Source organism: Cupriavidus sp. BIS7, from assembly GCF_000292345.1.
GTDB lineage: Bacteria > Pseudomonadota > Gammaproteobacteria > Burkholderiales > Burkholderiaceae > Cupriavidus.
The window spans coordinates 58,934-84,782 of record NZ_ALOU01000007.1 but is presented as its reverse complement, the minus strand read 5'-3'; the positions used below and the strand labels follow the sequence as shown (position 1 = coordinate 84,782).

The window sequence follows — 25,849 nt, the reverse complement described above, 5'->3', positions numbered from 1 at the left end:
GTGTGGCGATCACGCGCTGGGCTCCGGAGTCAGGGATTTCGATAGCGCGGGTCGGTGACCGACTCCCTATAATCGCGCGATGGAAAAGAATATTGAGAAGCGCTTCGGTTTTCTGGTGGCGGACGTGGGTCGGCTCTCCGGCAAGCGGTTCGACGACCTCGCGCGCGCAACGCTCGACCTCACGCGTGCGCAGTACCGGGCGCTTGCATACCTCAGGCACTACGGCGAAATCAATCAGGCCAGCCTGGCGGATCTGATGGAGGTGGCGCCGATCTCGGCCGGCCGCCTGCTGGACCGCATGGAGGAGGGCGGCTGGATTGTGCGGCGATCCAATGCCGAAGACCGCCGCGAGCGCATGGTCAGTGTGACGGAAAAGGCCGAACAGGCGCTGGACGCGGCGCGCGAGGTCGGGGACGTGGTGACAGATCAGGCACTCAACGGCTTCAGCGCCGCCGAGGCCGACCAGTTCATCGGCTTTCTTCAGCGGGCCCGGGCAAACCTGTCGAAGCCGGCGCAGCCTCTGGGAACGTGATCGCCACGGTCAGCCCGCCGCCCGGGGTATCGCCGAGCGCGACGGTTGCCCCGTGGATGCGTGCGATCTCGCGCACGATCGACAGGCCCAGGCCGCTGCCGTCGCGACTGGCACTGGACGCCCCACGGTAGAAGCGCTTGAACACCGATTCCCGTTCCGATGCGGCAACGCCGGGGCCGTTGTCTTCCACGGCCAGCCGGTTTGCGTTGACGCGCACGGTGACCAGCGCGCCGGTGCCCGCATAGCGAATGGCATTGTCGATCAGGTTGCCGAGCAGTTCCTGCAGCAATTCGGGCTGGCCGTCGATCGCGGCGGCCGCGTGTCCCTCGAAGCCCAGGTCCACACCTGCGCGCCGGGCCAGCGGTGCCCATTCGAGCGCCACGTTCTGCGCCAGCGTATCAAGCGGCAGACTGCGCAGCGCGGGCGCGTAGCCGCTGTCGGGTTCCAGCCGCGATAGCGACAGCAGTTGCGCCACCTCCTTGGCAGCCTGTTGCACAGAGCCGTGCAAGCGCTCCACGTGTTTGCGCACGCGTGGTAGATCGCGCTCGCGCAGCGCCAGTTCCGATTCGGCCTGCATGATGGCCAGCGGCGTCTTGAGCTGGTGCGCCGCATCGGCAAAAAAGCGCTTGCGGCCTTCGATCATGCGATGCAGCCGCGCTACATACTGGTTGACCGCCGATACCAGCGGCCTGGTTTCCACGGGCAGGCCTGTGTCTTCAAGCGGCTCCAGGTCGTCCGGCCCGCGCGCGGCCATTGCATCGGAAAGGCGGTGCAGCGGCTGCAGGCCGCGCCGCACGCCGAACCATACGATGCCGAGCGCCAGGCAGACCAGCACCAGTTCCTGCAGCAGCGATCCGATCAGGATGTCGCTGGCAAGCTGCTCGCGCGGCTCGGTCGATTCGGCCAGCAGCACCCACACCAGTTGCGTGCGCGCCGAGCGGACGTCGTGCAGCGGCAGCGGCATTGCCGCCATGCGCACGGGCGTCCCGCGATATTCGGCGTCATAGAACTGGGTGCGATATAGCGAACGCCCCGGCTTTTGCGGCATCGGCAGGCCTTCGTAGCCGGTGATCGTGGCGCCGCGCTCGTCGCGGATCTGGTAGTAGATGCGCGACCCGTCCTCGGCATCGAAGATTTCCAGCGCCAGGTTGGGAATCTCCACCTCGACACGGCCATCGCGCAGCGTAATGCCTTCGCGCATGGACTTGAGCGACGCGGCCAGCGTGCGGTCGAACGCCTGGTGGGCCGCGGACATCGCGCGCCGGTCAGTTAGCCACGCGTCCAGCGCCAGCAGCACCAGCAGCGGTAGCAGCAGCCAGAGCGTGAGCTGCAGCCGCAGGCTGCCGGTCTTCATTGGTGCGCGTCCGCCGTGGCGGGATCGCGCGATTCCAGCAGGTAGCCCAGCCCGCGCAGCGTGACGATACTCACGCCGCTGCCCTCAAGCTTCTTGCGCAGGCGGTAGACGTAGATTTCGATCGCATCGGGATTGACCGATTCATCGATGCCGAAAATCTTCTCGGACAACGCGGCCTTGTTGACGGCGCGGCCGTCGCGCAATAGCAGCACCTCCAGCACGGCGCGCTCGCGCCCGGTGAGTTGCAGCAGTTCGCCGTTCAGCATGAATGCGCGGCTGACGCTGTCATAGTGCAGCGGACCGCATTCGAGCGCGGTGCGGTCATGCCCGTGGCTGCGCCGGATCAGCGCGCGCGCACGCGCTTCGAGTTCGGTCAGTGCGAACGGCTTGGCCAGGTAGTCGTCGGCGCCCAGGTCCAGGCCGCGCACGCGGTCTTCGACCGAGCCATGCGCGGTGAGGATCAGAACCGGCACCGGATTGCGCCTCTGTCGCAGCCGGCGCAGCACTTCCAGGCCGTCCAGGCGCGGCATGCCGATGTCGAGGATGGCCAGCGCGTAGTCCTGCGTGGTCAGCAGATGGTCGGCGCTGGCGCCGTCATGCATGCAATCCACGGCAAAGCCGCTCTGGCTCAGTGCATCCACGAGGGATTCGGCCAGTTTGAGATTGTCTTCGGCAAGCAGGATACGCATGGGGATACAGCGGAGGGGCAGGTCTGGATGTTGTTCACGCCAGCGGCGCGCGTGCAGTGATACCTGTAACGAGGGCGCCGTGCCTAGCTAGGGAAACTCCCAATCGTGGTGCATGCCCCACGCCGAAAATAGCCGCCGATCGAAAGCGAACTGAAAGTGCGGCCCAAATACCATCCGTGCCGTTCCACAACTACAAGCAGACAAGGAGACTTGTATGAAACGGAAGGCATTGGTCCTGGCCGCGTTGGGTTGCGCGGCATCGGGTGGCGCAGCGGCTCAGTCGAGCGTGACCCTGTACGGTCTGGTCGATTCGGGTATCGAGTATGTGAGCCACGCAGGGCCAAACGGCAACTCGGTGGTCAAGATGACCTCTGGCGGCAAGAACACGTCGCGCTGGGGTCTGCGCGGCAGTGAAGACCTTGGCGGCGGGCTGAAGGCAATCTTCACGCTGGAATCGGGCATTGCCATCGACACTGGCAAGCTCGACACCGACAACACGCTGTTCGACCGCCGCGCCTGGGTGGGCCTGCAGGACAAGAACCTGGGCAGCATCCGCATGGGCCGTGACTTCACCACGACCTATGACTTCATGCTGCCGTTCGACCCGATGGGCTACGCGCCGAACTATTCGTGGGCCACGTCTTCCACCGCCACGGGCGGCCGCAAGGACGGCATGTTCTCGCGCGCCATGAACATGGTCCGCTACGACGGCAAGTTCGGTCCCGTCAAGGTTGGCGGCACGATGGCCATGGGCGAAGTGCCGGGCAGCTACAAGAGCTCGTCGAAGTATGACCTGGGTCTTGGCTACGAAATGGGCAAGTTTGCCGCCGCGCTGACCTGGGACCGTCAGAACGGCGCCGGTACCAGCACCGTTCCGGCCGACAACGTCGATTACATCCAGGGCATCCACGCGGGCGCCAGCTACGATTTCGGCTCGCTGTCCGTGTATGCCGGGTATCGCAACTACCGCAAGACGTTCACGACCACGGCAGCCAAGCAGCTCAGCGACATGTACTGGCTGGGCGCGGCTTACGACTTCTCGCCGGCGTTCACGCTGTACGGTGCGGTCTACAAGCAGAACATCAAGGGCGACACCGACGCAGATCCGATCCTGTTCTCGCTGCGTGGTCAATACAATCTTTCCAAACGCACCATGGCTTACCTGTCCGCAGGCTACGCCAAGGCGCGCAATGGTCAGAACGTGAGTGTCTCGCGTGACTTCGTTGGCTATGCCAACAACCAGGTCGGCGTGACGGCGGGTCTGCAGCACCGCTTCTGATCTCGCTTTCTGATCGTTGTTTTCGACTGTCGTGGTGGACGGTCGCCCGGCGGTGCGAGGGGCTCGCATCGCCGGTTTTTGCGTTGTCAGGCCCCGCAGTTTTCAGTTTCAGCTCAGCAGCCCGTGGCGCTCGTGCCATTCCCTCAGCGATTCGGCCGGCCATGTGCGTGCATGCCTGTGTCCCTTGCCGCGCGGCACATCCACCCACGGCGCAGCATCGTCTAGCGCAGCCTCGATGACTTCGGGCGGCCTGGGCAGCGGCGTATCGATGGCGCTGGCGTTCGGGTGTACCAGTTCTGGCCAGCGCGGGTCCCACAGCCATAGCGGACTGCCGCATTTCATGCAGAAGTGCCGGAACGCCTTCGATCGCACCGGCCGCTTGCCGGGCTCCCGCATCACCGCGTGAAACTGTCCCACATGCTTCTTGCCGCGTACGCGCAGCGTGCTGGCATCGCCGCCGAGATTGATCCCGTACCCGCCACCGCCGCCCGTCTTGCGGCAGATCGAGCAATGGCAATGCATGAACGGGTAGGGCGAATCCGATTCCAGACTGAACCGCACGGCGCCGCACTGGCACGAGCCTTCGAGATGCATGGCAACTCCCGCATGTTGAACCGTCGATGGGGTTCAGTGTGGGCGATGCGTTGCGTGCTTTCAAGGCGCATTGCGCCGGAGAAACGTGGTGTTGTCCGGCGTTGTCTGTCAGAGCGCCTGAGTTTTTGTAAGGAGTTATGTGAATGCGGCACGGCGGGCACCGCGCGCCACCTAGACTTCGGTCACGGTGCTGAAGGCACCCACGTTCGATAACAGCCATTGAGAGGTTTCATATGTCCAAGCATCGAATCGTTCGCACCACATCGTTGATCGGCGCCATGGCGGCCGGCTTGATGTCCGCTGCCGCCTTCGCCCAGACCACAGCCGCGTCGAACGACACCAACGCAGTGCCGCCGGGCATGACCCAGATCCAGCCGCCGAAGGACCCGCTTGTGGAACGCCGCGAAGCGCGCAAGGCTGCAAAGGATCAGTACAAGACCGAGAAGTCCTCCGCAAAGAGCGAGTATGACCAGCAGGTGGGCGCGGCCAAACAGGAGCGCAAGGACGCCAACAAGGCCGCCAACGAGACTGCAAAGCAGGAGCTTCAGCAGCAATCCACGATAAAGCAGTAGGCTTTCCTGCATGCTGCGCCCTCGCCGAAGGGCGCAGCGTGGCGGCTAACGGCTTGACCGATGGCTAGACCGAATTGGCCGGCGCCGCTCAAACCAGCCTGGCACCTGGCCATGCGCCGGACATCACGATGTTCCGCACCGACTGCCGCACGGTCTGCATGATGTCCCACAACTCCGGCACCGGTGGGCGATTGCGGGCCGTGGCCAGGGCCACCTGGCGGGTGACCACGGGGTCGATCAGCCGCGCGGAGTGCAGGCGGCCCTGCGCGACGCGATCCGCTACCGCCGCAAACGGCAGCAGCGTTGCGCCGCAGCCATCTTCCACAAGCCGCATCGAGACCGTATTCGACGCATCGCATTCAAGCGCCATGTTCAGCGAGGTGCCCATGCGCGTGGCCAGCGATTCGGCCAGCATGCGCAGGCCATGGCCGGTGCTGGGCAGGATCAGCGGCATTTCGCCAAGCCGCCGGACCTGGAACGTCGGGCCAAGATGGCTCCATGATGTTGGCGTGACCAGCGTCAGGTCTTCCTCGAGCAGCACGTCCACCTTGAGTGCGCCCTGCTGCTCGGGCAGGTAGAGCAGGGCGACATCGATCTCGCCCGCTGCCAGCCAGGCCAGGATCGGGCTCGCCAGACCTTCGACGAAGCGCAGCTTCGTCGCGGGAAAGCGTTGCTTGAGCGCCGTGCCGATAGACGCGAACGCAGTGTTGGCGATGGTTGGCTGGGCTGCGATGACAAGCTGGGTCGGGCCCTGTGCGGTGGACGCACGCACCGCGGCGCGCGCCTCGCTCAACGTGGCGGCCACCTGCCGCGCGTAGCCGAGCAACGTGTTGCCGGCCTCCGTCAGTACCACGCCACGGCCGCTGCGATGAAACAGCCGCGTGTCGAGCGATGCTTCAAGCCGCGCGATCTGGCGGCTCACCGTAGACTGGTCCGCGCCAAGTTCAAGCGCCGCGCGCGAGATGCTCTGCGTGTTGGCCACGCAGACAAAGCACGCGAGGTCGTCGGAGTTCAGTGCCGACATCATCCTTTTGTCGTTGCGCCGGTCGGCGTGCTACCCGCTTTGTCGCCAATCGCGAACGACGACATGTGCTCGATCGCCCTGACCAGCCCCGAGTGATCCCAACCCGCGCCGCCCTGCGCCACGCACACGTTGAACAACTGCTGGCACGACGCCGTGTTCGGCAGGCCCACGCCGAGCGCCCTGGCCGTGGACAGCGCCAGGCTCAGGTCCTTCTGGTGCAGTTCTATGCGGAAGCCGGGGTCAAACGTGCGCTTGATCATTCGCTCGCCGTGCACTTCCAGAATGCGCGAGCTGGCAAAGCCGCCCATCAGCGCCTGACGCACGCGCGCCGGGTCTGCGCCGGCCTTGGCCGCCAGCACCAGCGCCTCGCTGACCGCCTCGATCGTCAGCGCGACGATGACCTGGTTGGCCACCTTGGCCACCTGTCCGTCGCCGACGTTGCCAACCAGCGTGATGTTCTTGCCCATCAATTGCAGCAGCGGAAGCACCTTGTCGTAAATGTCCTGCTTGCCACCGGCCATGATCGACAGCGTTGCGGCCTTCGCGCCAACCTCGCCGCCTGACACCGGGGCATCGACATAATCACAGCCGAGCTTTTCGATGCGCGCGGCGAACTCGCGGGTCTCGATCGGCGAGATCGAACTCATGTCGACCACGATCTTGCCCGCGCTGAGGCCTTCGGCCACGCCGTTCTCGCTGAACAGCACGCGTGCCACGTCTGGCGTGTCCGGCAGCATCAGGAAGATGATTTCGGCCTGCCGGGCCACGTCGGCAGCGCTGGCGCATGACTGGATGCCGGCGTCGAGCAGTGCCTGCGGCACGCCGCTGCGCGTATGGGCATGGACGGTGTGGCCGCCCGCCTGCAGATGTTGCGCCATGGGCTTGCCCATCACGCCGAGTCCGATAAATCCGATCTTGCTCATGGTGATATCCGGTTGAAGGTGACTCACGCGGTAAAGCGCTCGCGCAACGCGCGCGCGGCGTCGCGCAGCAATGCGTTGTCGATGCCCACCGCCACGAAGTGTGCGCCCATATCGAGGTAGCGTCTCGCGTCAGCCTCCACAGGCGTCAGCGTGCCGATGGCCTTGCCGGCGCGGTTGGCTGAATCATAGATCTGCTGCACGGCTGCCTGCACTTCGGGGTGGTTCGGGTTGCCCAGGTGTCCGTAGGCGGCGGCCAGGTCGTTCGGTCCGATGAAGACGCCATCGACACCGGGCTCCGCGCAGATTTCGTCGGCAGCTTCCACGCCCTTTCGGCTTTCGATCTGTACGAGCACGCAGATGTTGTCGTTGATGGTCTTGAAGAAATCGGGCAGCGTGCCGTATCGGTTCTGGCGCTGGGCACCGGAAACGCCACGGATGCCATCGGGCGGATAACGCGTGGCACGCACCGCGCGGCGTGCTTCCTCGGCGGATTCCACGAACGGGATCAGAAAGTTGTAGAAGCCGATGTCGAGCAGCCGCTTGAGCATCACTGGGTCGTTCCACGGCGGACGGACTACCGGGGCGCTGGTGCTGTCCTTGAGCGCCATCAGTTGCGGCATGAACGTCAGCACGTCATTGGGCGAATGCTCGCCGTCCAGCAGCAGCCAGTCGAAGCCGGCCAGGCCGATGATCTCGGTGGTTACGGGCTGGCCCAGCGCGCTCCACAGGCCGATCAGTCGCTTGCGCGCCAGCACGTCGGCCCGGAACCGGTTCGGCAGCGGGGTGATCTGTGGCAGATGTTGGGTCATGCTGATACTCCTGGTTCCATCGGTTCAGTCCGGGTTCAGTCCGGGTTCAGTCCGCCGCCAGTGGGGAAAGCGGCCCCGGCGACTTGCCGCGCGATTGCAGCACGCGCGCGGCGGCGTCGTCGAGCTGGACCAGCGTGCCGCTGTCCACGGGGATGAATTCGGCGCGGGCGCGGCGCCATTCACGTTCGGTATCTCCGGGCAGGCGGATTTCGTCATTGCCGGGCTGCAGGCGCGACGCCTTGACCCAATCGACAAAGGACTCGACCTCGTGGCCAAACGTGGTGCTGCTGCCCAGCCGTGCGGGATCGAAGATGATCGCCAGCATGTTGTTCCACACCGCGTGCTCGTGCGTCAGTGTCTCGGGGCGGATCGTATGGCCGCCGGTCACGGCCGCGCCCAGGAGTTCGCACATGACGGCCAGCACATGGCCCTTGTGCTCGCCGAACGTGCGCAGCGCGCCCTGTGTGGCGCCGGGGACGGGGAACATGACCGACGGGTCGTCGCTAGGGTGGCCGGAAGGGTCCATCAGGCAACCCGGCGGCACGGGCACGCCCTTGTTGTTGGCCACGCGCACCTTGCCGAGCGCGATCGCGCTGGTGGCGAAATCGAGTACCAGCGGCGGCTGCGCGGGCAGCGGCACGCCGATCGTAAACGGGTTGGTGCCGAAGCGCGCGTCGTAGCCGCCGTGGGGCGCGACAATCGGCTTGGACAGCACGTTGACGAAGTGGATCGAGATCAGGCCGGCCGCCGTGGCCTGCTCGGCCCAGTGGCCAACGCGCCCGAGGTGGTGCGAGCGGCGCAGGCCGAGCACGCAAACCCCGTGCTCCCGCGCGCGTTCGATGCCCATGTGCATGGCCTGCTCGGTCACCGCCTGGCCCATGCCACGATTGCCGTCCAGGCTCAGGATGCCGCCCGATTCGTGCACCACGCTGACCTGCTGGTTGAGCTGCAGCTGGTCTGCCTGCCACGACATCACGTACTTCGGAATCATCCCCACGCCGTGTGAATCGTGGCCGGACAGGTTGGCGCCCACCAGATGATCGGCGGTCAGCCTGGCCTCGCGCGCATCGGAGCCCGCGGCCAGCCAGAGATCGACTACCCACTGATGCAGTCCGGCGGTCGGAATGCGATGTTCACTCATGCTTACTCCAGGTGAATATTGGCCACCTTGATCAGGTTTGCCCATTTGGCCACTTCGCTCTTCTGGAAATTGCCCAGTTCGGTCGGGCCGGCGCCCGAAGGCTCGATGCCCATCGACGCCAGCTTGCTGCGCACATCGGGCTGGCGAATGATCTTGCCGATCTCGGTCGAGAGCTTGTTGACGATCGGCATCGGCGTGCCGGCCGGCGCGAAGATGGCCTGCCACGACACGATTTCATAGCCGGTCAGGCCGGACTCGGCCATGGTCGGCACGTCTGGCAGTTCGGGCGCACGCTTCGCGCCGGTCGTGGCCAGCGCGCGGAACTTGCCAGCCTGGATCATCGGCATTGCGGCCACGCTATTTTCGAAGACGATGTCCACCTGATTGCCCAGCAGTGCCTGCACGGCCTGGCTGCTGCCCTTGTATGGCACGTGGGTCATGCGCAGCCCGGCCATGTTGGCGAACAGTTCGGCGGCCAGATGCTGCGAGGTGCCGTTACCGGACGATCCGAAATTGATCGAGCCGGGCTTGGCCTTGGCTGCCGCGATCACGTCCTGCACGCTCTTCCACGGGCTGCTGGCGTTGACCACCAGCACATTGGGCAGCGTGCCGATCAGCGCCACGGGCTGGAAGTTCTTGACCGGGTCGTACGGCATCTTCGGATACAAGCTCACATTGATCGCGTGCGAACTGATCGTGCCGCCCAGCAGCGTGTAGCCATCCGGGGCGGCCTTGGACACGTAGTCAGAGCCTATATTGCCGCCAGCGCCGGCACGGTTCTCCACGACGATCGACTGGCCCAGCGTCTGCGAGAGCCGCTGGCCGATCAGCCGGCCGAGCAGGTCGGTGGTGCCGCCTGCGGCGAACGGTACAACGTAGGTGATCGGCTTGGTCGGCCAGTTGTCGGCAGACTGTGCGCCGGCCTGCGTGGCGATGGTCATGCATCCTGCACAAAGCGCGGCCAGCATCGGGCGGACCAGTCGATGGATGAAAAACATTGCGTGTCTCCTGTTGCGCGAACTTGTAGGTACGGCGTTGCGGTACGATCTTCGCTGCGTTTTTGTGTTCTGCCTGCTGATTTTCCTCAGGGTTTCCCTGGGGGCTTCCTCGGCAGATCCGGGCGTCTTGTGCTGCGCCTCGCCAGCAAATCTACACGCGCAGGTGCCACGCTGACTTGCAAGAAATGCATAACAGAAATGCACGATAGACCCCGCGACGATGCGCGTCAAACGGAACAATCGCAGACATTCGCTGGCCCACGTGCCGAGCACCCGCCAGGCACTCGCCGGACACTTTCAGGACCTGTCATCGCCATGACCGCTAACGCTTCTTCTCCCGCCGCTCGCACTGGCGGGCGCGTACTTGTCGACCAACTGCGCATCCACGGCACCGAGCGCATTTTCTGCGTGCCGGGGGAAAGCTTTCTGGACGTTCTGGACGCGTTGCATGACCAGCCCGCGATCGACCTGATCGTCACCAAGCACGAAGGCGCGGCAGCCAACATGGCCGAGGCGGACGGCAAACTGACCGGGCGGCCCGGCATCTGCTTTGTGACGCGCGGCCCCGGTGCAACGCACGCCAGCTGTGGCGTGCATATCGCCGCGCAGGACTCCACGCCGATGATCCTGTTCGTCGGCCAGATCGCGCGCGAGCACAAGGGCAGGGAAGCGTTCCAGGAGGTGGACTACGCCGCCGTATTCGGCTCGATGGCCAAGTGGGCAGCCGAGATCGACGATCCCGCGCGGATTCCGGAGATGGTGGCGCGTGCATTCCAGGTGGCCACGTCGGGCCGGCCCGGTCCGGTGGTGCTGGCGCTGCCTGAGGACGTGCTGGACAACATGGTGGAGTGTGTCGACGCAGCGCCGTATCGCGCCGTGGCCGCGGCGCCGCGCCCGGAAGACGCCACGGCGTTGGCCGCAGCGCTGCGCGCGGCACAACGGCCACTCGTGATCGCCGGTGGTGCCAACTGGACGGAAGCCACGGCGCGCGACTTCGCCGCCTTCGTGCATGCATGGGATCTGCCAGTGGCCTGCGCCTTCCGCCGCCAGGACGTGATCGACAATCGGGACCCGCATTACATCGGCCACCTGAGCCTGGGCGTCAGCCCGAAACTTGCCGAGCACGTGGAGGCCGCCGACCTGATCGTCGCGTTCGGCACGCGGTTAGGGGATATCGCCACCGACGGCTACACGCTGCTCGACGTGCCGCAGCCGAAGCAGAAGCTTGTGCATATCCATGCCGACAGCTTCGAACTGGGACGCGTCTACCAGGCGGCGCTGCCGATTCATGCCGGCGTGGAAGCGGGCGCGGCGATGCTCGCATCGTTGCAGCCGCCCGCGTCGCTGCCGTGGAAGTCGTGGACGGCTGGCGCACGGGCCGCCCACGAGGCGTTCGTAACCCCGCCGAAACCGCACGCCGAATTGAGCGGTGTGAATATGTCGGCAGCGATATCGCACCTGAATAGCGTGCTGCCCGAGGATTCGATAGTGACCAACGGCGCCGGCAACTACGCCGTCTGGCTGCATCGCTTCTACGCGTACAAGCGCCCGCGCACGGAACTGGCGCCGACCTGCGGCGCGATGGGTTACGGCTTGCCGGCTGCCATTTCGGCCAAGCTGCGCCATCCGGAAAAGACTGTGGTCTGCCTGGCTGGCGACGGCTGCTTCCTGATGTACCCGCAGGAAATTGCCACCGCCGCTGCCCACGGCGTCAACCTGATCGTGCTTGTGGTCAACAACCGCATGTACGGCACGATCCGGATGCATCAGGAACGCCGCTACCCGGGCCGTCAGAGCGGCACGACAATCGTCAACCCGGATTTCGTGGAGATGGCCCGCGCCTGCGGCGCCTGGGCCGAGCGCGTGGAGAGAACCGAGGATTTCGCGGCGGCGTTCGAGCGCGCCCGCAATGCTGGCAAGCCAGCCGTGCTGGAACTGCTGACCGACCCGCTGCAGATCACGCCGGCCATGCGGGTCACCGACTTGCCCGCCTGACCTGCGCTGGATTGGTCGGATAGCTCTTAGAACAGTGATGCTTGCGGCCGGGCCTCATGTCCGGTCGTCCTGTTCTGGCCGCTCGGCTGGTTCAGGATTTCGCGAATCTGCGCCAGATACCGCTCGCCCACAGCGTGGTGGGTCTTGCGGGCTTCCTCCGCAAAACTGCGGCGGGACGGCGCCCGGATGTTCAGCAGGCGGCAAATCGTTGATAGATAGGGCTTTTTGCCATCCGCGGCGACGCGCCGTGCGGCTGACATCAGTGCTGCGTCACCAATCCGGCCACGCAGCCAGACGAGAATCTGGCGGTCATATTCGTTCTGCACACGGATCAGGTGTTCCATCAGAAAGCTCCGAATACTGTTTATTCATACAGTACCTGTAAATATATACAGTGATTCGGAATTTTCAAGGCGATGTGTCTGGCGATCACAACGCCGGGATCAGGTGGTGATCAGGTCCTGAATAGCCGCAGGCGGCTGGCGCGTGCCTCGATCTCGTTCGGCGCAACGTTCCAGTGCCCAGCGAGCGTTGCCCAGCCGCCGAAAACGTCCACCGTGCGCTCAATCACTTCCCTGGGCCGCGCGACATCGAACTTCCTGCCGAACTCCACCAGGTCTTCCAGCGTGAATGCATCGGCCTTGCCGCCGATGGTCATCTGGTGCTGAAGCGTATAGCCGCTGCCGGCGGAAAAGGTGAGGTCATAGCTTGGGGACAGGCGCCACTCACCGGAGGGCTCCATCAGGAACGCGAAGTTTTTCACGTGATCGTCCTGATTGCGTCCAACGACATTGAAAATCATCCGCCGGTACGCTTCCTCGATGGCCGTGTGGGGCATTTCGAACTGCAGGATCCAGCGGAAATACTGGTCGTAGCTGTAGGCGCGCGGGATGTTGTAGTCGACGTGGGTCAGCCCCGCAAGGCTGTGCATATGCACCCGCCCGCCATCCGCTGTGCGGTCGAACCGCTTGGTCAGGAAGTGGAATCGCCCGTTCGGCTCTTCGATGAAATCGACGGGCGCCATTTCAATGTCCAGTTCCTTTGCCAGAAGAGCGTAGGTGTACTCGACACGGTTGAACGGTTGCGCGTGGTGGTCCTTCGGGTTGGCGGACTCGACGCCGCCGAACTTGATCAGCCAGCTTTCCTCGTCCTTATGCGGCCTGACAAACGCGGAGCGGATCTGCTTCCTGTTCCGGTCCCACAGGATCAGCGCCTTCGCGCGGGCGCCGCCGGCGCTGGCACCGATGCGCATCAGCTCCGAAATGGCGCCGTCCTGCTCTCCCGCCACGAGTTTGCGTGCCGCCTCCACCAGGGAGCCGACCTCCAGCGCCTCGGTTTCGCCGGCAGTTGCGCGGCGATCGATTCGCGGGCGAAACTCCAGCGCTCCCATCGCGCGATCGCCGATATACAGCAGCCGCTGGACAGGACTCATCGCCTTGTCCGGCTCGCCCCGATCGGCGAAATACTTCTTGATGATCAGGTTGCCGAAGGTGTCGGGCAATGCGTCGGCCAGGACGCCGGGCAACCCCAGGAACGATTCCACGCGCCGCAGTTCGGGGAACTCGAACGTACCGGGCTCGGCGGGCAGGAATTCAGGCGAAATGCTGGGGCCGCCAGTGCCCAGGTATTCGGGGTCGTAGTTGAAGCCGATCCGGCCGCTGTCGAACTCGGTGACGGTGCCGACGTGTTGGCCATGCATCAGGACATGCGCACTGGCCGCGACACCCACTGCGGGGCGAACGCTCCTGGAAACGCGTTTTCGTGCCGTTGGCTCGGGCTTCTTCTGGGTCACCAAGACCGTCACTCCCTAGGCTTGCGGGCGCGCTGACGCAATTCACCGCGCGAGTTGAAAGATTCGCTGGACGGAAGAACGTCCGGAAACGCCGCGTCGAGGTTGCTGACCATGCTCAGGGCACGCATCACCTTTACGAGTGTCGATACGCGCACATCCCGGCCTGCTTCGATATCCCCCACCTGGTTGCGTCCGACCCCGGCGCGTTTTGCCAGTTCCTCGATCGTGAGGTTGCGTTCCATGCGCTTTGCACGAAGCCGGGCCCCGATTGCAGCGGCGATCTCGTCGCCAGTGGATGAGCTACGTATGGCGTGCATCGCAATTCACCTGAGGGTGGAGTGACGGCGTAACAATGGCGTAATCTCCCTTAATCGGGGTCGTATAGGCTTAAATCCTATTTATGCACCCTTAATCGGGATGTTACGTATCATCCGTTAAGGCCTGGCGCCTGTCAATGACAGTTTGTTTCGCCCTCAATATAGGGCGATAAGTCGCTGATAGATGCATAACGTACTGAATAGGGTCTGTAACGTTGCACAATGTTCCCGAGGTGGCCGGGTGCATCAAAAAAAATGGCCCGCCAAAGGCGGGCCGCAATGACGAAGAAAAATCCTCGTCGTGGAGTGTTTGAAGGCCGGGCGGGGCTCAGAAGCGGTGGCGCACGCCGATGATTGCGCCGAACTGGTTCTGGCCAGCGCCGACTTGTTCCGTGGTGGCCGTCAGCGTGGTGGCATTGGCATTCAGCGACGGGCCAAAGCCCGACAGGCCCAGGGCCGAGCCGTTGCGGTTCTGCGCGTAGCCTGCGATCGCATAGAGGTCGGTGCGCTTGGAGAACGCATAGGTGCCGGACAGCACGAAGCTGTACGGATCGCCGCCGCTGTTGCGCACGTCGGTGTAGTAGGCCGCGCCGGTCAGCGTGATGGCCGGGGTCACCTGGTATGCCGCGCCAAGCCAGTACAGGTTGGTGCGCAGCGAACTGGAGGTGAAGTCGCCGTAGTACCAGCGATAGCCTGCGAACGCACGACCGCGGCCAAAGTTGTAGCTGGCGGCGATGCCTGCGCGGCGCTCGCGGTTATCGGCAGTGGCGACGGTGCTGCCGCGCACCTCGTCATAGACCACGCGCGCCGACAGCGGACCAGCGTCGTAACCAACGGCGGCCGACCAGTTGCGGCCGGCCTTGTAGTCGCCCGGGATTTCGCCGCCCGACTTGCTGTCGTAGCCCGTGCTGTAGAACAGGCCGTAGTAGACCGCGCCAAGCTTGCCGGCCAGCTTCACCGAGTTGTCGGCACGGCCCGACATCCACTTGTCGTGCATCAGCACCGAGTAGCGCGTGGCAATGGCCATCGGGTCATATGCCAGCGAGAAGTCGTACAGCACGGTCTGATGACGACCGAGCGTCAGCGCGCCGTACTGGTTCTGCAGACCCACAAACGCCTGACGGCCAAACAGGCGGCTGCCTTGGTTGGCGTTGCCGGTATCAAGGTCGAAGCCATTTTCCAGCGTGAAGATGCCCTTCAGGCCGCCACCAAGATCCTCGCTGCCACGCAGGCCCCAGCGAGACGTCGACAGGTTGCCTGCCGACATGCGCACGACATTGTTGCTGCCGCCAGTGCCGGTCTTCGGCACGTGCGTCAGGTATTCAACGCCGGCATCCACCACGCCATAGAGCGTGATGCTGCCTTCGGCTTGCGCCGTGGCGGGCAGGGCAGGGAAAACGGCCATCGCGGCCAGACAGGCAATACGGGTCTTCATGCTTCGTGATCCTTGTTATCAGACGCACGCACGCCTCCTTGCGGGCTCGGGCGCGGTGCGGCGACAGGAATGTAACGAGAGGTGACGAAGCAAAGAAGGGGGATTTGGATGACAGTTTGTTCGCAGCTGCGAACAATGCGGCCCTCGTAGGGGGCGTGTCCACGCAGCGAAACAACTTGCAAGATTCAATCTTTTGCTATGGACACAGTGCACTCCGTCCAATATGAAAGATCTTTGCGCCCTCATTCAATCATCGCCAGGAGCTTTCACCATGTCAGGTGTTGAGGTGAGTAAAGATGTTCATCCCGAATCCGCGATCAACGTGCCGCATCTGTTTGCGACTATTGGAGAATGGCCGATGCGGGAGGCCACATGATTCGCTACTTTCTAGCTAGAGGGGATCGCGCTGGCAGTGCAGTGATTACCGAAGGCCTCGAGCACATGATTTGCTCGAATCCGCCGCCCGCGGTGAACATTGCCACGCTATATATGAAGACCTACTGCACTGCTTGTAAGCAGGAGGGGTTCATTGCACCGAAGGGACCCCGCTGGCCAGGCACTGCTCCCAATGGCAAGCAGTGGGCGCTCAGCGGCGACATCAACGTATGTGGCTGCAATCCCCCGCCCGTTTTCTACGCCGAGCGCGGCATGTCAATGACGTTTACGGCCGAAGAAGCGGCTTCACTCGTCGCCCCTCGTTATTGCTCCAACTCGCGCTCGCTAGAGGCAATGGAGAGTGCCGACGAAGATCTTGAGTGCTATTACGAGATCGTCGACGCGAAGACCGGTCAACCAGTCGAAGGAATGACGTACAAGCTGTCGAGCAGCAGCGGAACGCTCGTCGACAGTGCGTCGCTGACAGATGGCAGAACGCGGTCCTTTCCGGTGAAGGATTATCCGAACGTAGCTTTCGTTGCCTGGCATGCGGGGGATGTGAGATGAGCGACACGATCAATACAGACCTTCGATTGCTGGCCGCGATCGCCTATGGAGAAGCATCCACAGCCAACGACATGGACGAAATCGGAGGCATCGCGTTTGCCGTGGCCAACAGGTGCCGAGCATGGGGTGGGAAGACAGTATCCGAGTTGCGTGCAGCGGACCCAAACTATGCTTTTGCGTGGAACGGTTCGAACCAGCGCTTCAATAAGCTAATGTCCACCCCGGACGACAAGCTTGAAGCGGACACTGGGATGAAGCTTGCAATTGAATGGGCTCGGAAAGCGTTGACAAATGAAGGCCGGAATCCATCGAATGGCGCTTTCTGGTGGGATGGCCTCGATTTCAAGACCGAGTACGCGACCCACGCAAAGGCTCAAAGGGGATTCAAATGGGGCGATCCGTCTCACAACATTTTCGAAGTCCCGGAGAACAAGCGCCTAATGATAAAGCAATGGCGAGTGGTGAACCGGAAGACCGGAAAAATCGTTGATGGCGCCGAACGAGGCCGCTACGACTCCGTGTGGGTTTCCACGGCCGCCCACGGCAGCACGATTTTCTGGACACTCAATCCGGACTACTTGAAAGCGACGGGAGCGAAGGCGTACAGATGAAAATCACGACGACGTTGGCGGTGGCATTGGCTACCCTGTCAAGCTGCGCATATGCTGCGCAGTCGTACGACGCCTTCTACTCGGCCCAACCCGGGGCCGTATTTGGTGACCCGATCCCCTTTGACCCTGACCCTGTGAAAAAGGGGGCCACAGTGGTCTACTCCTATCCGGGCAAGCCAGGCGTTTTCACGGCACTACGGGCCAGACTGAATCGGAGAACACTAGATATTGAAGTCTGGAAAGATCAAACGGTAATCAACGGCAAAGCCTATCGATTTGCGAACGCCAGAAAGTTTCCGGGAGAGCATGTGTCGGACATCTTTCCGGAATCGGCCGAGGTATTCGTTGCGAGCAGTACAAGCTCCCATCCGCCCCTTCTCTGCATTGAGGGGCATGGCAACGCATCAGGCGAAGCGGGAAGTCGGTACACGCAAATCTCCCTCTTGATAGATCCGTTAGCCCGCAAGCCCACGTTTCTGCATCTGCCGAGCTTGCTTTCGTCATGTCGAGGCGTACGGATGTTGAACAATGGGAAGTTGGCATTTCCAAGCAACAGCTATCTATACGACGAAGCGCGAGAGGCTCGCGTGGGCCTGTTGATGTCCTACTACACGTTCGAGGACCGGCGCTTCGTGCCGGCGCTGAACGAGATCCGGCTTCTATTCAAGCAGCCGGAGATACCGTTTCAATTTTCAGTTCAGGAATAGAGTCCGGCCAATTGGCCACCATCGGCAAGCAGAACCTCGTTGCCCTCTCCCCCAACCCCTCTCCCGCGCAGCGGGAGAGGGGGAGCTGTTCTGTGGCCGTTTTCTGACCCCACTCGCGGCAGAGGGGAGCGGTTCTGTGGCCGTTGTCAGACCGTCGCGATTGGTGTCACCGGCGATCCCACCGCGCCGGGCAGCCTGAGCGGTGGCGCGGTCAGCATGAAGCGGGTGCGGCGGTGCGCGCGCAGCCAGCCGGCCAGTTCGCGCAGGTACCAGAGTTCACCAAGCGGCAGGCCCAGCTTGAACAGGCAGTGGTGGTGCAGCGGCAGCAGCGGGTGGGTCTTTGTGCCGGCGGGTACAGGGCGGGCGGGATAGCGTTCCACCGCGTAGTTGTCGGCGATCAGCGCGGCAATGCCGGAATCGGTGATCCAGTTGAGCAGGCGGTCGTCGCGCCCGTCCAGCGCGCAGCAGCTGTGGTGCAGCACGTTCTCGTCGGGCTCGCGCTGCATTGACAGCACCACCTCGGCAAAACCGGTGCGCAGCAGCAGCATGTCGCCTTTTTCCACCACCACCTTGTGCGCTTCCATCGCGCGCATCAGGTCGTCATAGCCGACGTTGCGGAAATCCATACCGTAGACGTCGGCCAGATCCACCAGCACGCCTCGGCCCTGCATGCCCTTGACGGCGAAGTTCTCGATGCCGAGCGCATCGGCATGGCTGCCGCCGTGGCCGTGCCCGCAATCGTGAGCTTCGAAATGGTCGTCCTCGGCGTAATCTACGGGGCCGACGACATCGTCATTCGCACGGTAGCCGTTGTAGTAGACGCGCTCCGGGCGGCCGTCGCCGTTGGCATCGAACAGCGCGCCGACGTGCGCCAGGGCATCCCATTGCGTGGAGTACTGCAGGCTCAGCAATACCTGGTCGTCGCTGATCACGTCGGTGGCAGCCGGATCGACCTTGGCCAGCGGGAAGTTCAGGTACGGAATGTCGTCGCGGAATGTCGGGCGCAATTGTGGCGGGTGACGGCGCGGATTGAGCTTGTTGCCGCCGGGGTAGTCAAGCGGCAGCGACAGGCAGAAACTGATGCCGGCCTGAATCTCGCGCGCGCCCCTTATCACCTGTTGCTGGCCGATCAGGTTGACGCGGCCCAGTTGATCGTCGGGGCCGAAATCGCCCCAGTTGGAGCCTTCCGGACGTTGCTTCCAACGCATGCTTTGTGCCTCCTCGTGCTGTGGCCAATCGTTGGTTTATAAGCGAACGGCGATGCGCGGTCATTCTGCGTCGCATCAAAGGAAAGGGCGGCGGAAAGTAAAACGCCGGTCTCGTGGACCGGCGTTTCGAAGGGGTGATACCGCTTGCAGCGTATCAGTGGTGCGTGAGCGTGGGATGGTCGTCCGTGCGGGCACCAGTCGCAGAATCAAGCAGTTGCTGCTGCTTGAGCAGTGGATCGTTCTTGAGTACCCAGCGGGCCCCAAAGGCCAATGCAACGATGCAGGCCAGCACATACGCAACTATCGCAGTGAGAGTAAGCATGATCTTCACAGGAGCAGGTTGCGACCGCATTGCCACCGTTCGGACCATGACTGGTTCCGCATGCAAATGAAAACGTGGCGGGCCGGATGGGAACGAATTGTATGTGACTGCAGACCTTAATCTGGCCCTAATCCGCCTGAAATTTTCTGTATGCCGATCTAAGCGCATTTAATATCGGCGCGTCATCCTATGTCGGGACATTCGGCGGTGGGGAAAGGCAGCAGACAATCAGCCGGAGGCCCGAATGCCTTCAGCCGGCCGGTGGCCGGCGCCTAGAAGCAGCCCATGTCGTACTGCAGCGTCCGCACGGCCTTCACGGCATCGCGGTAACGGTCCGCACGGCTCCAGTACTCGGTGTGGTACATCGCGCGTTCCGTCGCGTGGGCCTGATAGTCGAGCAGCCGGCACTGGTTCCAGAACGTGTTCAGGGCGCGCCATTCAAGCTCTTCGTCGCGGGCATCCCAGTTCTGGATCTGGCTCGAAATCTGCGCCTGCTGGGCCAGGTAGGCCTGTTCGTCCTGGCGCGCCTTGGGGCTGGAGCGCGGCACCGTCACCACACTGCCGCGCATCGTGCCGGTGACGTTGGCGTAGCCGGACGGGCAGGAGGCCGCGGCCGTATAGAGCGTGTCGCTATCGCTCTCGCACTTGGTCACGGCCGGCGCCGCAGCGGCGCTGGTGGCAGCGGCAGCGACAGTCAGCATCAGCAGCGTCGCGGCAAGATGTCTGGACATGATGGCGCCCCCAACGAGTATCCAATGCCATCAATGTAGGCAGTGCGCTCCCCGGCAGCCAAGGCCGTCATGGTATCCAGATATTTCACAACCGTTCGACAGCCGTTCAGATGCTGTCTGGGGCATCGCGTCGGGTGTGAAATTGTCTGATTTTGCAGTTAATGCAGGTGCCAGGCGCCGTCCGATTCGTACACCACGCCATCGGCTTCCAGCTTGCGCAGGTGCGCAACCAGCGAGCGCAGGGCGATAGGATGCTTGCCTGGCGGCACGTCGTCGTAGACGCTGGCCAGCAACGTGGCAGTGTCCACCGGGGCCAGCGCGCGCAATGCGTTCATGACCTTGGCCTCGCGCTGCTGGCGATGCCGGATCAGCAGGCGGATGGCGTCGTGTGGCCGGGGCATCAGGAAGCCGTGACCCGGTGCGATCCACTCGATGTCCTCGCCAAGCAGCGCCTGCAGCGACGCCAGATAGGCACGCATGTCGCCATCGGGCGGATTGATGACGACGGTCGAGCCCTGCATGACATGGTCGCCCGTGAACAGCGTTTTCTCTTCTTCGAGCAGGTAGCAGAGATGGTTCGATGCGTGGCCCGGGGTGTGGATCACGCGCAGCGTCGTTTGCGGGCCCAGCGCGATGCGGTCGCCGTGCTGCGGCATGTGGTCCGGCGCAAAGGTCTGGTCCTGGCGGTCGGTTACGGCCGTCACGCGTCCCCAGACCGGCGCGCCGGTGGCCGCGCGCAGGCGCACCGAACCCGGCGAGTGGTCCAGATGCGTATGCGTGACCAGAATCCATTTGACTGGGCCGGGCGCGGCGGCCATCACGGCTTCGAAGTGCGCGGCATCTTCGGGGCCCGGGTCGATCACGGCCCACGTGTTGTCCGCCCCCGCCACGAAGTACGTGTTGGTGCCCGGGCCGGTCATCACATTGCCGTTGTTGGCCGTCACACGCCAGACGCGGTCGGACAGTTTCACCGCGCGGCCCGGATCGAGCGCGTAGCGCGCGTGTCCGGCGCCATCGGGGTCGATGCGGGCGATCTCCGCGTACGGCGCTTCTTCCGGCATCACGGGCCGCTGGCCCTTCGGGCCGTCGGCAAGGCGCGGCATGACCAGCGCGATATTGCGCTGCTGGCGTGCGTAGTCGAAACAGGCCTGCGCGGTCTGGAAATGCGCGATCGACTGCAGGATCTTGCGCGTGGCGTTCACAAGCGTCAGGTTGTTGGCCGGATCGACCGCGTCGGCCGGGCGCATCCAGCGGTGTTCCACGGCTTCCACGCCATCGTGCGCCGCCGTCTGGCCGGCTGGCAGCAGGGCCATGAAAAAGCGGGTATCGAAGCGCTTGGGCAGCCCCGGCGGCGTGAGCCAGTAGGCGCTGTATGCAAGCTGGTCCACGCCAAGCCGCAGGCCCAGCAGTTCGCACACGTGCGCAAGTCCCTTGCCGCCGTAGCTGGCCGCCTCGTGCAGTTGCTGGCGAATCTCGTCGGCGAGGTTGTCGATCTGCACGGTCTGGCCGTGCGCATCGTACGCAAACAGCAGGCCTGCCTCCTCGAATGCCTCGCGCACCGCGCACAGGTAGTAGTCCAGGCCGTTCGCGTCCACGTTGAGCCGTGCGCTGGCCGCGGCATCGTCCAGCCCGGCACACAGCGCATGCAGCGCGGCGTCCTGCGGATCGAGCGTGCCGCCCGGGAACACAAAGGCGCCGGCGCTGCGGTCATCATCGCGTTGCGGGCGGCGCATCATCAGGACTTCCATGCCTTGCGGGCCGTCGCGCAGCACCAGCATGCTGGCGGCGGCGCGCATGGCCTTGGAGCCGGTATTCGGGGAATTGGGGTGTGGGACTGTAGCGGACATGGACAGCAGGTGAAGTCTCTCGCGGATTCTTGTTCCAAGACGGCAAGGATACCTCAGGCGACAAGCGCCGCCCGCCCGTGCCGCCGGGGTGCCGCCGGGGTGCCATCAGGGTGTTACTGCGGAAACAGTGCCATCTGGCCGGTCAGCAGCGTCTCGAAGTCGTCGTCCAGGAACGGCAGGATCGCGTCGGCGATTGGCTGTAGCTGGCGCGTGACGTAATGGTCATAGTCGATCGACGACGCCAGCGTCTCCAGCGGTTCGGGGCCGGCAACCGTCATCAGGTAGCTGATCCATCCGCCGTGCTGGTACTGGCGCGGGCGGCCGTGGCGCGCGTTGTATTCGTCGGCGATCCGTGCCGCGCGGACGTGCGGCGGCACGTTGCGCTGGTATTCGTCGAGCTGCCGGCGCAGGCGTTTGCGGTAGACCAGTTGCGCGTCCAGTTCGCCGGCCAGTGTGCGGCGCACAATCTCGCGCACGTAGTCCTGGTAGGGCTCGTGATTGAAGATCTTCTCGTAGAGCGTCTGCTGGAACTGCTGCGCCAGCGGCGACCAGTCGGTGCGCACCGTTTCCAGACCCTTGAAGACCATCTCCGCGCGCCCGTCCGCGCGTACCACCTGGCCCGCGTAGCGTTTCTTGCTGCCGAGGTCGGTGCCGCGGATCGTCGGCATCAGGAAGCGGCGGAAGTGGGTCTCGAACTGCAGTTCCAGTGCCGACTCCAGGCCGTGGGCCTGCCACAGGTGGTCGCGCCACCAGTCGTTGACGTAGGCCACCAGGCTGCGGCCGATCTGCGCGGCGTCGGTTTCGGAACGCGCGCGCCGTAGCCAGACGAACGTGGAATCGGTGTCGCCATAGATCACCTCGTAGCCGCGTGCCTCGATCAGCGCGCGTGTCTGGCGCATGATCTCGTGGCCGCGCATGGTGATCGACGATGCCAGGCGCGCGTCGAAGAATCGGCAGCCGCTGGAGCCCAGTACGCCGTAGAACGCGTTCATGATGATCTTGAGCGCCTGCGACAGCGGCTTGTTCTTGTCGCGCTTGGCGGCCTCGCGTCCCTGCCAGACGCGCGCGACGATGGCCGGCAGGCAGTGCTTCGTACGCGAAAACCGCGCGCCGCGGAATCCAGGCACGGAATCGGCATCGTCAGGATGGGCCAGACCTTCCACCAGCCCGATCGGATCGATCAGGAACGTGCGGATGATCGACGGATAGAGGCTCTTGTAGTCGAGCACAAGCACCGACTCGTAGAGCCCCGGGCGGGAGTCCATCACAAAGCCGCCGGGGCTGGCTTCCGGCGCCTTTTCGCCGAGATTGGGCGCCACGTAGCCCTGGCGGTGCATCAGTGGCATGTAGAGATGCGTGAATGCCGCCACCGAACCGCCGCTGCGGTCGGCTGGCAGGCCGGTGACGGTGGCGCGCTCCAGCAGGAACGTCAGCAGTTCGGTTTTTTCGAAGATGCGCGTTACCAGTTCGCAGTCGCGCAGGTTGTAGCGCGCCAGCGCGGGCTTGTCCTCGGCGAACATCCGGTCGATCGCGTCCATGCGGTCATACGGGTTGTCGATTGCCTTGCCTTCGCCCAGCAGCGTCTGCGCCACGGATTCGAGGCTGAACGACGGGAAATTCCACGTGGCGGAACGCAGGGCCTCGATGCCGTCGATGATCAGCCTTCCGGCGGCCGCCGCGAAGTAATGCTGCTGGCGGTTGTGCTCGCGCCATTCCAGTTCGGCGCCGGCACGGCCCAGGCGCAGCGGGATCTGGTACTGGCGCGCGTGCTCGCGCAGCACGCGCAGGTCGAACTGCACGAGGTTCCAGCCGATGATCGCGTCCGGATCATGCCGGGCCAGCCAGTCGTTGAGCTTTTCCAGCAGTGCGGCGCGGGAGTCGCAGTATTCGAGTGCGAAGTCGATGTCTGGCGGCGTCTGCTGCGGCGTCTGTGGTGGCGATTGTGGCGGCGTCGGGCCGAGCATGTACACCTGGCGCTCGCCGCAGCCTTCCAGCGCAATCGAATAGAGATCGCCAAACGCATTGGTTTCGATGTCCAGTGAGACCAGGCGCAGCGCCGGCCGGTAGTCGGCAGCTGGTTTCATCTGGGCGTCGCACAGCACGCCGCCTGCATCGGGCTGGCCGTCGAACCAGACCGGCGCGGTGATGAAGCGCTCCATCAGGTAGCGCTCGGGCGGACGGATATCGGCCTCGTAGACATCTACGCCCGCGTCGCGCAGTGCTCGCTCGATGCGGATCAGTTGGCGGTGCTGGTTGCAGTAGAGGCCAAGCACCGGGCGGTGCTGGAAGTCGTGCAGGGACAACGGGCGCAGTTCGACATCGCGTTCGCCGCGCAGCAGCGCTTCCGCACGCTCGCGCTGAGCGGCCGGAATGAATGCCGTCGACGATTGCCAGGGCAGGCGCACCCGGCGCGGGCCGTCATCGGTGGCCAGCCAGAACTCGACTTCCGTGCCGCCGGGCGTATCGCGCCAATGTCGAGTCAGGATGAAACCCTGTTGTAGTGCCAACTTCGAAACCTTCCGGGCATGTGTCTGGGCCGAATTCTAGCGGACGAAACCCGATTCTTATGCGCTTGCAGCTCAGGCCGGCGGCTTCAGCAGCGCGCCCTGGAACACCACGGGGCCGCTCGGACCGTCCGGATTGGGCGAGCCGCCGGGTGGCTCAATGCTGACTGCCAAGGCCGGCACGTTGGCGGGCAGCGCGCCAACTGGCAGGCGAGCCTCGCGTGCACGGCCGATTACGCCGAGCGACTGCGGCTTGCCCCCCTCGGGCAGCGCCCAAAGCTGCAGAACCTGCTGGTCCGACAACGTCAGGTCGTCAAGCCTGCGAACCAGCAGGGCCCGGCTGGCCGCATCCCAACTGACCAGCATGGCCGCCTGTGCCTGTTGGGATTGCAGCAAGGCGATCACCGTGGCCGGGGTGGATCGCTGCGCCGGCAAGCGGCCCATGGTGCCGACCATCGCGATCACGGCAATGACTGCCATCGCTGCCGTGGCGCCGCGCCAGAAGCTGGCGGCTTGCCACAGGTGGCGCCAGCCGCCAGCGGGCGCGGGCGTTGCGGTGGGCGTGGCGGCAGGTGTGGTGGCCGGTGGATCGGCTTTCCAGCCAAGCCGCCTTTCTACACCGCACCAGACCGCTTCCACCGGCACAACCGGCGCCTGCAACTCGGCCATGCCAGCCAGCCTTGCCTGCCAGTGGGCAATCGCCGCCCGTACGGCTGGTTCCTCGCGCGCCAGTTGCTCCATGCGCCGACGCGCGCCGCCACGCAGCACGCCCAGCGCGTACTGGGCGGCCATGCGATCGAGCAGGTTGGGGTGGCGCACAAGATTCATGGCGTGGCCTCCAGGCAGGACCGCAGTTTCTCCAGGCCACGGCGGACCCACGATTTGATCGTGCCCAGTGGCGCCCGCATCCGAGTGGCCAGCTCCGCATGACTGAGGTCCTGCAGGTAGGCCAGCACCACCGCCTCGCGCTGCGACGGCTCCAGCCGTTGCAGGCAACGGTTCAGCGCGCGCGCCTGTTCGCTGGCCTGCGCCAGTTCGGCCGGGCCGTCATGCTCGTCCTTGAAAAAGATTTCCGGGGCCTCTTCCAGCGGCATGGCCGATGCCAGCCGCGCCGCGTTGGCCCGGCGCAGGCAGTCCAGAGCCCGATTGTGCACAATCGTCGTCATCCACGTCATCGGCGCCGCCAGTTGCGGCCGGTAGTCGCCGGCGTGGTGCCAGATGCTGACGAAGCTTTCCTGCACCACGTCCTCCGCCCAGTCCCGCCTGCCAGTTATACGCAGCGCGAGGCCAAACAGTTTCGGTGCCGCCTGATCGTAGATCGCACGCAGCGCGAGCCGGTCACCCATTGCCACCCGTCCGAGCAGCGCCTCGAACGGGTCGGGGGCATCGGGCAAAGGTAAGGGGGACTCCGGCGACAGGGCCACGCGGTAGCTCCACGCTATTGGTGTTGCCGGATTATAGGCAGAGAGATGGGCAGAGAGATGGGAAGAGACAGGGGGTGCATCCGGCGGGCCGATGGCTGC

Annotated in this window: 26 protein-coding genes; 7 read left to right on the top strand and 19 right to left on the bottom strand. The window is 64.3% G+C overall.

Features of this window, described 5'->3' with window-relative positions:
• Nucleotides 1–79: 79 nt before the first annotated feature.
• Nucleotides 80–532, top strand: a complete 453-nt coding sequence (locus B552_RS0102255) for a MarR family transcriptional regulator (RefSeq protein ID WP_019447370.1) — start codon at nucleotides 80–82, stop codon at nucleotides 530–532.
• Here the strand turns inward: B552_RS0102255 and B552_RS0102250 are convergent.
• A complete protein-coding gene (locus B552_RS0102250) occupies nucleotides 468–1,886 on the bottom strand; it encodes a sensor histidine kinase (protein WP_019447369.1) in 1,419 nt (472 codons plus the stop codon). The two genes, B552_RS0102255 and B552_RS0102250, sit on opposite strands and share 65 nt — an antisense overlap.
• Entirely contained in the window at nucleotides 1,883–2,575 is a 693-nt protein-coding gene (locus B552_RS0102245; RefSeq protein WP_019447368.1) for a response regulator, read from the bottom strand. Before B552_RS0102245 ends, B552_RS0102250 begins: the two co-directional genes overlap by 4 nt.
• A gap of 214 nt (nucleotides 2,576–2,789) precedes the next feature.
• Between B552_RS0102245 and B552_RS0102240 the strand changes: the two genes are divergently transcribed.
• Complete coding sequence (locus B552_RS0102240; protein ID WP_019447367.1) at nucleotides 2,790–3,854, top strand: porin; 1,065 nt, start codon at nucleotides 2,790–2,792, stop codon at nucleotides 3,852–3,854.
• A gap of 108 nt (nucleotides 3,855–3,962) precedes the next feature.
• Here B552_RS0102240 and B552_RS0102235 read toward each other — a convergent pair whose 3' ends face one another.
• Nucleotides 3,963–4,448, bottom strand: coding sequence for a GFA family protein (locus B552_RS0102235; RefSeq protein WP_019447366.1), 486 nt, complete (start codon nucleotides 4,446–4,448; stop codon nucleotides 3,963–3,965).
• Between the two features lie 233 nt (nucleotides 4,449–4,681).
• On the opposite strand from B552_RS0102235, the gene B552_RS0102230 reads away from it, so the two are divergent.
• Nucleotides 4,682–5,020 carry a hypothetical protein gene (locus B552_RS0102230; RefSeq protein ID WP_019447365.1) on the top strand — a complete coding sequence of 113 codons (339 nt, stop codon included), beginning with the start codon at nucleotides 4,682–4,684 and terminating at the stop codon, nucleotides 5,018–5,020.
• 88 nt (nucleotides 5,021–5,108) lie between these two features.
• Here B552_RS0102230 and B552_RS0102225 read toward each other — a convergent pair whose 3' ends face one another.
• Genes B552_RS0102225 through B552_RS0102205 form a run of 5 tightly spaced genes read right to left on the bottom strand, consistent with a single transcriptional unit; the run spans nucleotide 5,109 to nucleotide 9,915 of the window.
• Nucleotides 5,109–6,047 (bottom strand): LysR substrate-binding domain-containing protein, encoded by a 939-nt coding sequence (locus tag B552_RS0102225; RefSeq protein ID WP_019447364.1) that lies wholly within the window; start codon nucleotides 6,045–6,047, stop codon nucleotides 5,109–5,111.
• Entirely contained in the window at nucleotides 6,044–6,967 is a 924-nt protein-coding gene (locus tag B552_RS0102220; RefSeq protein WP_019447363.1) for a 2-hydroxy-3-oxopropionate reductase, read from the bottom strand. The genes B552_RS0102225 and B552_RS0102220 overlap by 4 nt, the downstream gene beginning before the upstream one ends.
• Nucleotides 6,968–6,990: 23 nt before the next feature.
• Nucleotides 6,991–7,776: a 2-dehydro-3-deoxyglucarate aldolase gene (garL, locus tag B552_RS0102215; protein ID WP_019447362.1), complete on the bottom strand. Its 786-nt coding sequence runs from the start codon at nucleotides 7,774–7,776 to the stop codon at nucleotides 6,991–6,993.
• Nucleotides 7,777–7,822: 46 nt separating this feature from the next.
• Nucleotides 7,823–8,917 carry a malate/lactate/ureidoglycolate dehydrogenase gene (locus tag B552_RS0102210; protein ID WP_019447361.1) on the bottom strand — a complete coding sequence of 365 codons (1,095 nt, stop codon included), beginning with the start codon at nucleotides 8,915–8,917 and terminating at the stop codon, nucleotides 7,823–7,825.
• A gap of 2 nt (nucleotides 8,918–8,919) precedes the next feature.
• Nucleotides 8,920–9,915, bottom strand: coding sequence for a tripartite tricarboxylate transporter substrate binding protein (locus tag B552_RS0102205; RefSeq protein ID WP_019447360.1), 996 nt, complete (start codon nucleotides 9,913–9,915; stop codon nucleotides 8,920–8,922).
• A gap of 315 nt (nucleotides 9,916–10,230) precedes the next feature.
• Between B552_RS0102205 and B552_RS0102200 the strand changes: the two genes are divergently transcribed.
• Nucleotides 10,231–11,910: a thiamine pyrophosphate-binding protein gene (locus B552_RS0102200; protein ID WP_019447359.1), complete on the top strand. Its 1,680-nt coding sequence runs from the start codon at nucleotides 10,231–10,233 to the stop codon at nucleotides 11,908–11,910.
• Between the two features lie 26 nt (nucleotides 11,911–11,936).
• Here the strand turns inward: B552_RS0102200 and B552_RS0102195 are convergent, their stop codons facing one another.
• From B552_RS0102195 to B552_RS0102180, 4 genes are all read right to left on the bottom strand, one after another.
• Nucleotides 11,937–12,254, bottom strand: coding sequence for a hypothetical protein (locus B552_RS0102195; protein ID WP_019447358.1), 318 nt, complete (start codon nucleotides 12,252–12,254; stop codon nucleotides 11,937–11,939).
• Between the two features lie 110 nt (nucleotides 12,255–12,364).
• Entirely contained in the window at nucleotides 12,365–13,609 is a 1,245-nt protein-coding gene (locus B552_RS0102190) for a type II toxin-antitoxin system HipA family toxin (RefSeq protein WP_035879321.1), read from the bottom strand.
• Nucleotides 13,610–13,710: 101 nt separating this feature from the next.
• On the bottom strand, nucleotides 13,711–14,019 hold the full coding sequence (locus B552_RS0102185; RefSeq protein WP_026035229.1) for a helix-turn-helix transcriptional regulator: 309 nt from the start codon (nucleotides 14,017–14,019) through the stop codon (nucleotides 13,711–13,713).
• A 328-nt stretch (nucleotides 14,020–14,347) separates the two neighbouring features.
• Nucleotides 14,348–15,454, bottom strand: coding sequence for a porin (locus tag B552_RS0102180; RefSeq protein ID WP_019447355.1), 1,107 nt, complete (start codon nucleotides 15,452–15,454; stop codon nucleotides 14,348–14,350).
• Between the two features lie 372 nt (nucleotides 15,455–15,826).
• Here B552_RS0102180 and B552_RS29045 point away from each other — a divergent pair, with 372 nt between their 5' ends.
• The 3 genes from B552_RS29045 to B552_RS0102165 are packed head-to-tail and all read left to right on the top strand — an operon-like array spanning nucleotide 15,827 to nucleotide 17,714.
• Complete coding sequence (locus B552_RS29045; protein ID WP_019447354.1) at nucleotides 15,827–16,396, top strand: hypothetical protein; 570 nt, start codon at nucleotides 15,827–15,829, stop codon at nucleotides 16,394–16,396.
• Nucleotides 16,393–17,007 carry a hypothetical protein gene (locus tag B552_RS0102170; protein WP_019447353.1) on the top strand — a complete coding sequence of 205 codons (615 nt, stop codon included), beginning with the start codon at nucleotides 16,393–16,395 and terminating at the stop codon, nucleotides 17,005–17,007. Before B552_RS29045 ends, B552_RS0102170 begins: the two co-directional genes overlap by 4 nt.
• A complete protein-coding gene (locus B552_RS0102165; protein ID WP_019447352.1) occupies nucleotides 17,004–17,714 on the top strand; it encodes a hypothetical protein in 711 nt (236 codons plus the stop codon). Before B552_RS0102170 ends, B552_RS0102165 begins: the two co-directional genes overlap by 4 nt.
• Nucleotides 17,715–17,860: 146 nt before the next feature.
• On the opposite strand, the gene B552_RS0102160 is transcribed toward B552_RS0102165, so the two are convergent.
• The 7 genes from B552_RS0102160 to B552_RS0102130 all read right to left on the bottom strand — a co-directional run bounded on the left by B552_RS0102160 (nucleotide 17,861) and on the right by B552_RS0102130 (nucleotide 25,750).
• Nucleotides 17,861–18,922 (bottom strand): cyclase family protein, encoded by a 1,062-nt coding sequence (locus B552_RS0102160; protein ID WP_019447351.1) that lies wholly within the window; start codon nucleotides 18,920–18,922, stop codon nucleotides 17,861–17,863.
• A 154-nt stretch (nucleotides 18,923–19,076) separates the two neighbouring features.
• Nucleotides 19,077–19,244: a hypothetical protein gene (locus tag B552_RS0102155; protein WP_237718150.1), complete on the bottom strand. Its 168-nt coding sequence runs from the start codon at nucleotides 19,242–19,244 to the stop codon at nucleotides 19,077–19,079.
• A 272-nt stretch (nucleotides 19,245–19,516) separates the two neighbouring features.
• On the bottom strand, nucleotides 19,517–19,975 hold the full coding sequence (locus B552_RS0102150; protein WP_019447349.1) for a hypothetical protein: 459 nt from the start codon (nucleotides 19,973–19,975) through the stop codon (nucleotides 19,517–19,519).
• Between the two features lie 158 nt (nucleotides 19,976–20,133).
• Nucleotides 20,134–21,822, bottom strand: a complete 1,689-nt coding sequence (locus B552_RS0102145) for an MBL fold metallo-hydrolase (protein ID WP_035879301.1) — start codon at nucleotides 21,820–21,822, stop codon at nucleotides 20,134–20,136.
• A gap of 113 nt (nucleotides 21,823–21,935) precedes the next feature.
• The gene (locus tag B552_RS0102140; RefSeq protein WP_019447347.1) at nucleotides 21,936–24,329 is read right to left on the bottom strand and encodes a DNA polymerase II; all 2,394 of its coding nucleotides are present in this window, start codon (nucleotides 24,327–24,329) and stop codon (nucleotides 21,936–21,938) included.
• 72 nt (nucleotides 24,330–24,401) lie between these two features.
• Nucleotides 24,402–25,154, bottom strand: a complete 753-nt coding sequence (locus B552_RS0102135; RefSeq protein WP_019447346.1) for an anti-sigma factor — start codon at nucleotides 25,152–25,154, stop codon at nucleotides 24,402–24,404.
• Nucleotides 25,151–25,750 carry a sigma-70 family RNA polymerase sigma factor gene (locus tag B552_RS0102130; protein ID WP_237718149.1) on the bottom strand — a complete coding sequence of 200 codons (600 nt, stop codon included), beginning with the start codon at nucleotides 25,748–25,750 and terminating at the stop codon, nucleotides 25,151–25,153. The genes B552_RS0102135 and B552_RS0102130 overlap by 4 nt, the downstream gene beginning before the upstream one ends.
• Nucleotides 25,751–25,849 lie beyond the last annotated feature (99 nt).

Excerpts from the sequence above, each read along its gene's own strand:
- B552_RS0102160 (WP_019447351.1), bottom strand. The coding sequence starts at position 18,922 with ATGCGTTGGAAGCAACGTCCGGAAGGCTCCAACTGGGGCGATTTCGGC.
- B552_RS0102200 (WP_019447359.1), top strand. The coding sequence starts at position 10,231 with ATGACCGCTAACGCTTCTTCTCCCGCCGCTCGCACTGGCGGGCGCGTA.
- B552_RS0102180 (WP_019447355.1), bottom strand. The coding sequence starts at position 15,454 with ATGAAGACCCGTATTGCCTGTCTGGCCGCGATGGCCGTTTTCCCTGCC.
- B552_RS0102245 (WP_019447368.1), bottom strand. The coding sequence starts at position 2,575 with ATGCGTATCCTGCTTGCCGAAGACAATCTCAAACTGGCCGAATCCCTC.
- B552_RS0102220 (WP_019447363.1), bottom strand. The coding sequence starts at position 6,967 with ATGAGCAAGATCGGATTTATCGGACTCGGCGTGATGGGCAAGCCCATG.
- B552_RS0102170 (WP_019447353.1), top strand. The coding sequence starts at position 16,393 with ATGAGCGACACGATCAATACAGACCTTCGATTGCTGGCCGCGATCGCC.
- B552_RS0102250 (WP_019447369.1), bottom strand. The coding sequence starts at position 1,886 with ATGAAGACCGGCAGCCTGCGGCTGCAGCTCACGCTCTGGCTGCTGCTA.
- B552_RS0102210 (WP_019447361.1), bottom strand. The coding sequence starts at position 8,917 with ATGAGTGAACATCGCATTCCGACCGCCGGACTGCATCAGTGGGTAGTC.
- garL (WP_019447362.1), bottom strand. The coding sequence starts at position 7,776 with ATGACCCAACATCTGCCACAGATCACCCCGCTGCCGAACCGGTTCCGG.
- B552_RS0102195 (WP_019447358.1), bottom strand. The coding sequence starts at position 12,254 with ATGGAACACCTGATCCGTGTGCAGAACGAATATGACCGCCAGATTCTC.
- B552_RS0102145 (WP_035879301.1), bottom strand. The coding sequence starts at position 21,822 with ATGTCCGCTACAGTCCCACACCCCAATTCCCCGAATACCGGCTCCAAG.
- B552_RS0102255 (WP_019447370.1), top strand. The coding sequence starts at position 80 with ATGGAAAAGAATATTGAGAAGCGCTTCGGTTTTCTGGTGGCGGACGTG.
- B552_RS0102225 (WP_019447364.1), bottom strand. The coding sequence starts at position 6,047 with ATGATGTCGGCACTGAACTCCGACGACCTCGCGTGCTTTGTCTGCGTG.
- B552_RS0102240 (WP_019447367.1), top strand. The coding sequence starts at position 2,790 with ATGAAACGGAAGGCATTGGTCCTGGCCGCGTTGGGTTGCGCGGCATCG.
- B552_RS0102155 (WP_237718150.1), bottom strand. The coding sequence starts at position 19,244 with ATGCTTACTCTCACTGCGATAGTTGCGTATGTGCTGGCCTGCATCGTT.
- B552_RS0102205 (WP_019447360.1), bottom strand. The coding sequence starts at position 9,915 with ATGTTTTTCATCCATCGACTGGTCCGCCCGATGCTGGCCGCGCTTTGT.
- B552_RS0102185 (WP_026035229.1), bottom strand. The coding sequence starts at position 14,019 with ATGCACGCCATACGTAGCTCATCCACTGGCGACGAGATCGCCGCTGCA.
- B552_RS0102135 (WP_019447346.1), bottom strand. The coding sequence starts at position 25,154 with ATGAATCTTGTGCGCCACCCCAACCTGCTCGATCGCATGGCCGCCCAG.
- B552_RS29045 (WP_019447354.1), top strand. The coding sequence starts at position 15,827 with ATGATTCGCTACTTTCTAGCTAGAGGGGATCGCGCTGGCAGTGCAGTG.
- B552_RS0102165 (WP_019447352.1), top strand. The coding sequence starts at position 17,004 with ATGAAAATCACGACGACGTTGGCGGTGGCATTGGCTACCCTGTCAAGC.
- B552_RS0102190 (WP_035879321.1), bottom strand. The coding sequence starts at position 13,609 with ATGCATGGCCAACACGTCGGCACCGTCACCGAGTTCGACAGCGGCCGG.
- B552_RS0102230 (WP_019447365.1), top strand. The coding sequence starts at position 4,682 with ATGTCCAAGCATCGAATCGTTCGCACCACATCGTTGATCGGCGCCATG.
- B552_RS0102150 (WP_019447349.1), bottom strand. The coding sequence starts at position 19,975 with ATGTCCAGACATCTTGCCGCGACGCTGCTGATGCTGACTGTCGCTGCC.
- B552_RS0102235 (WP_019447366.1), bottom strand. The coding sequence starts at position 4,448 with ATGCATCTCGAAGGCTCGTGCCAGTGCGGCGCCGTGCGGTTCAGTCTG.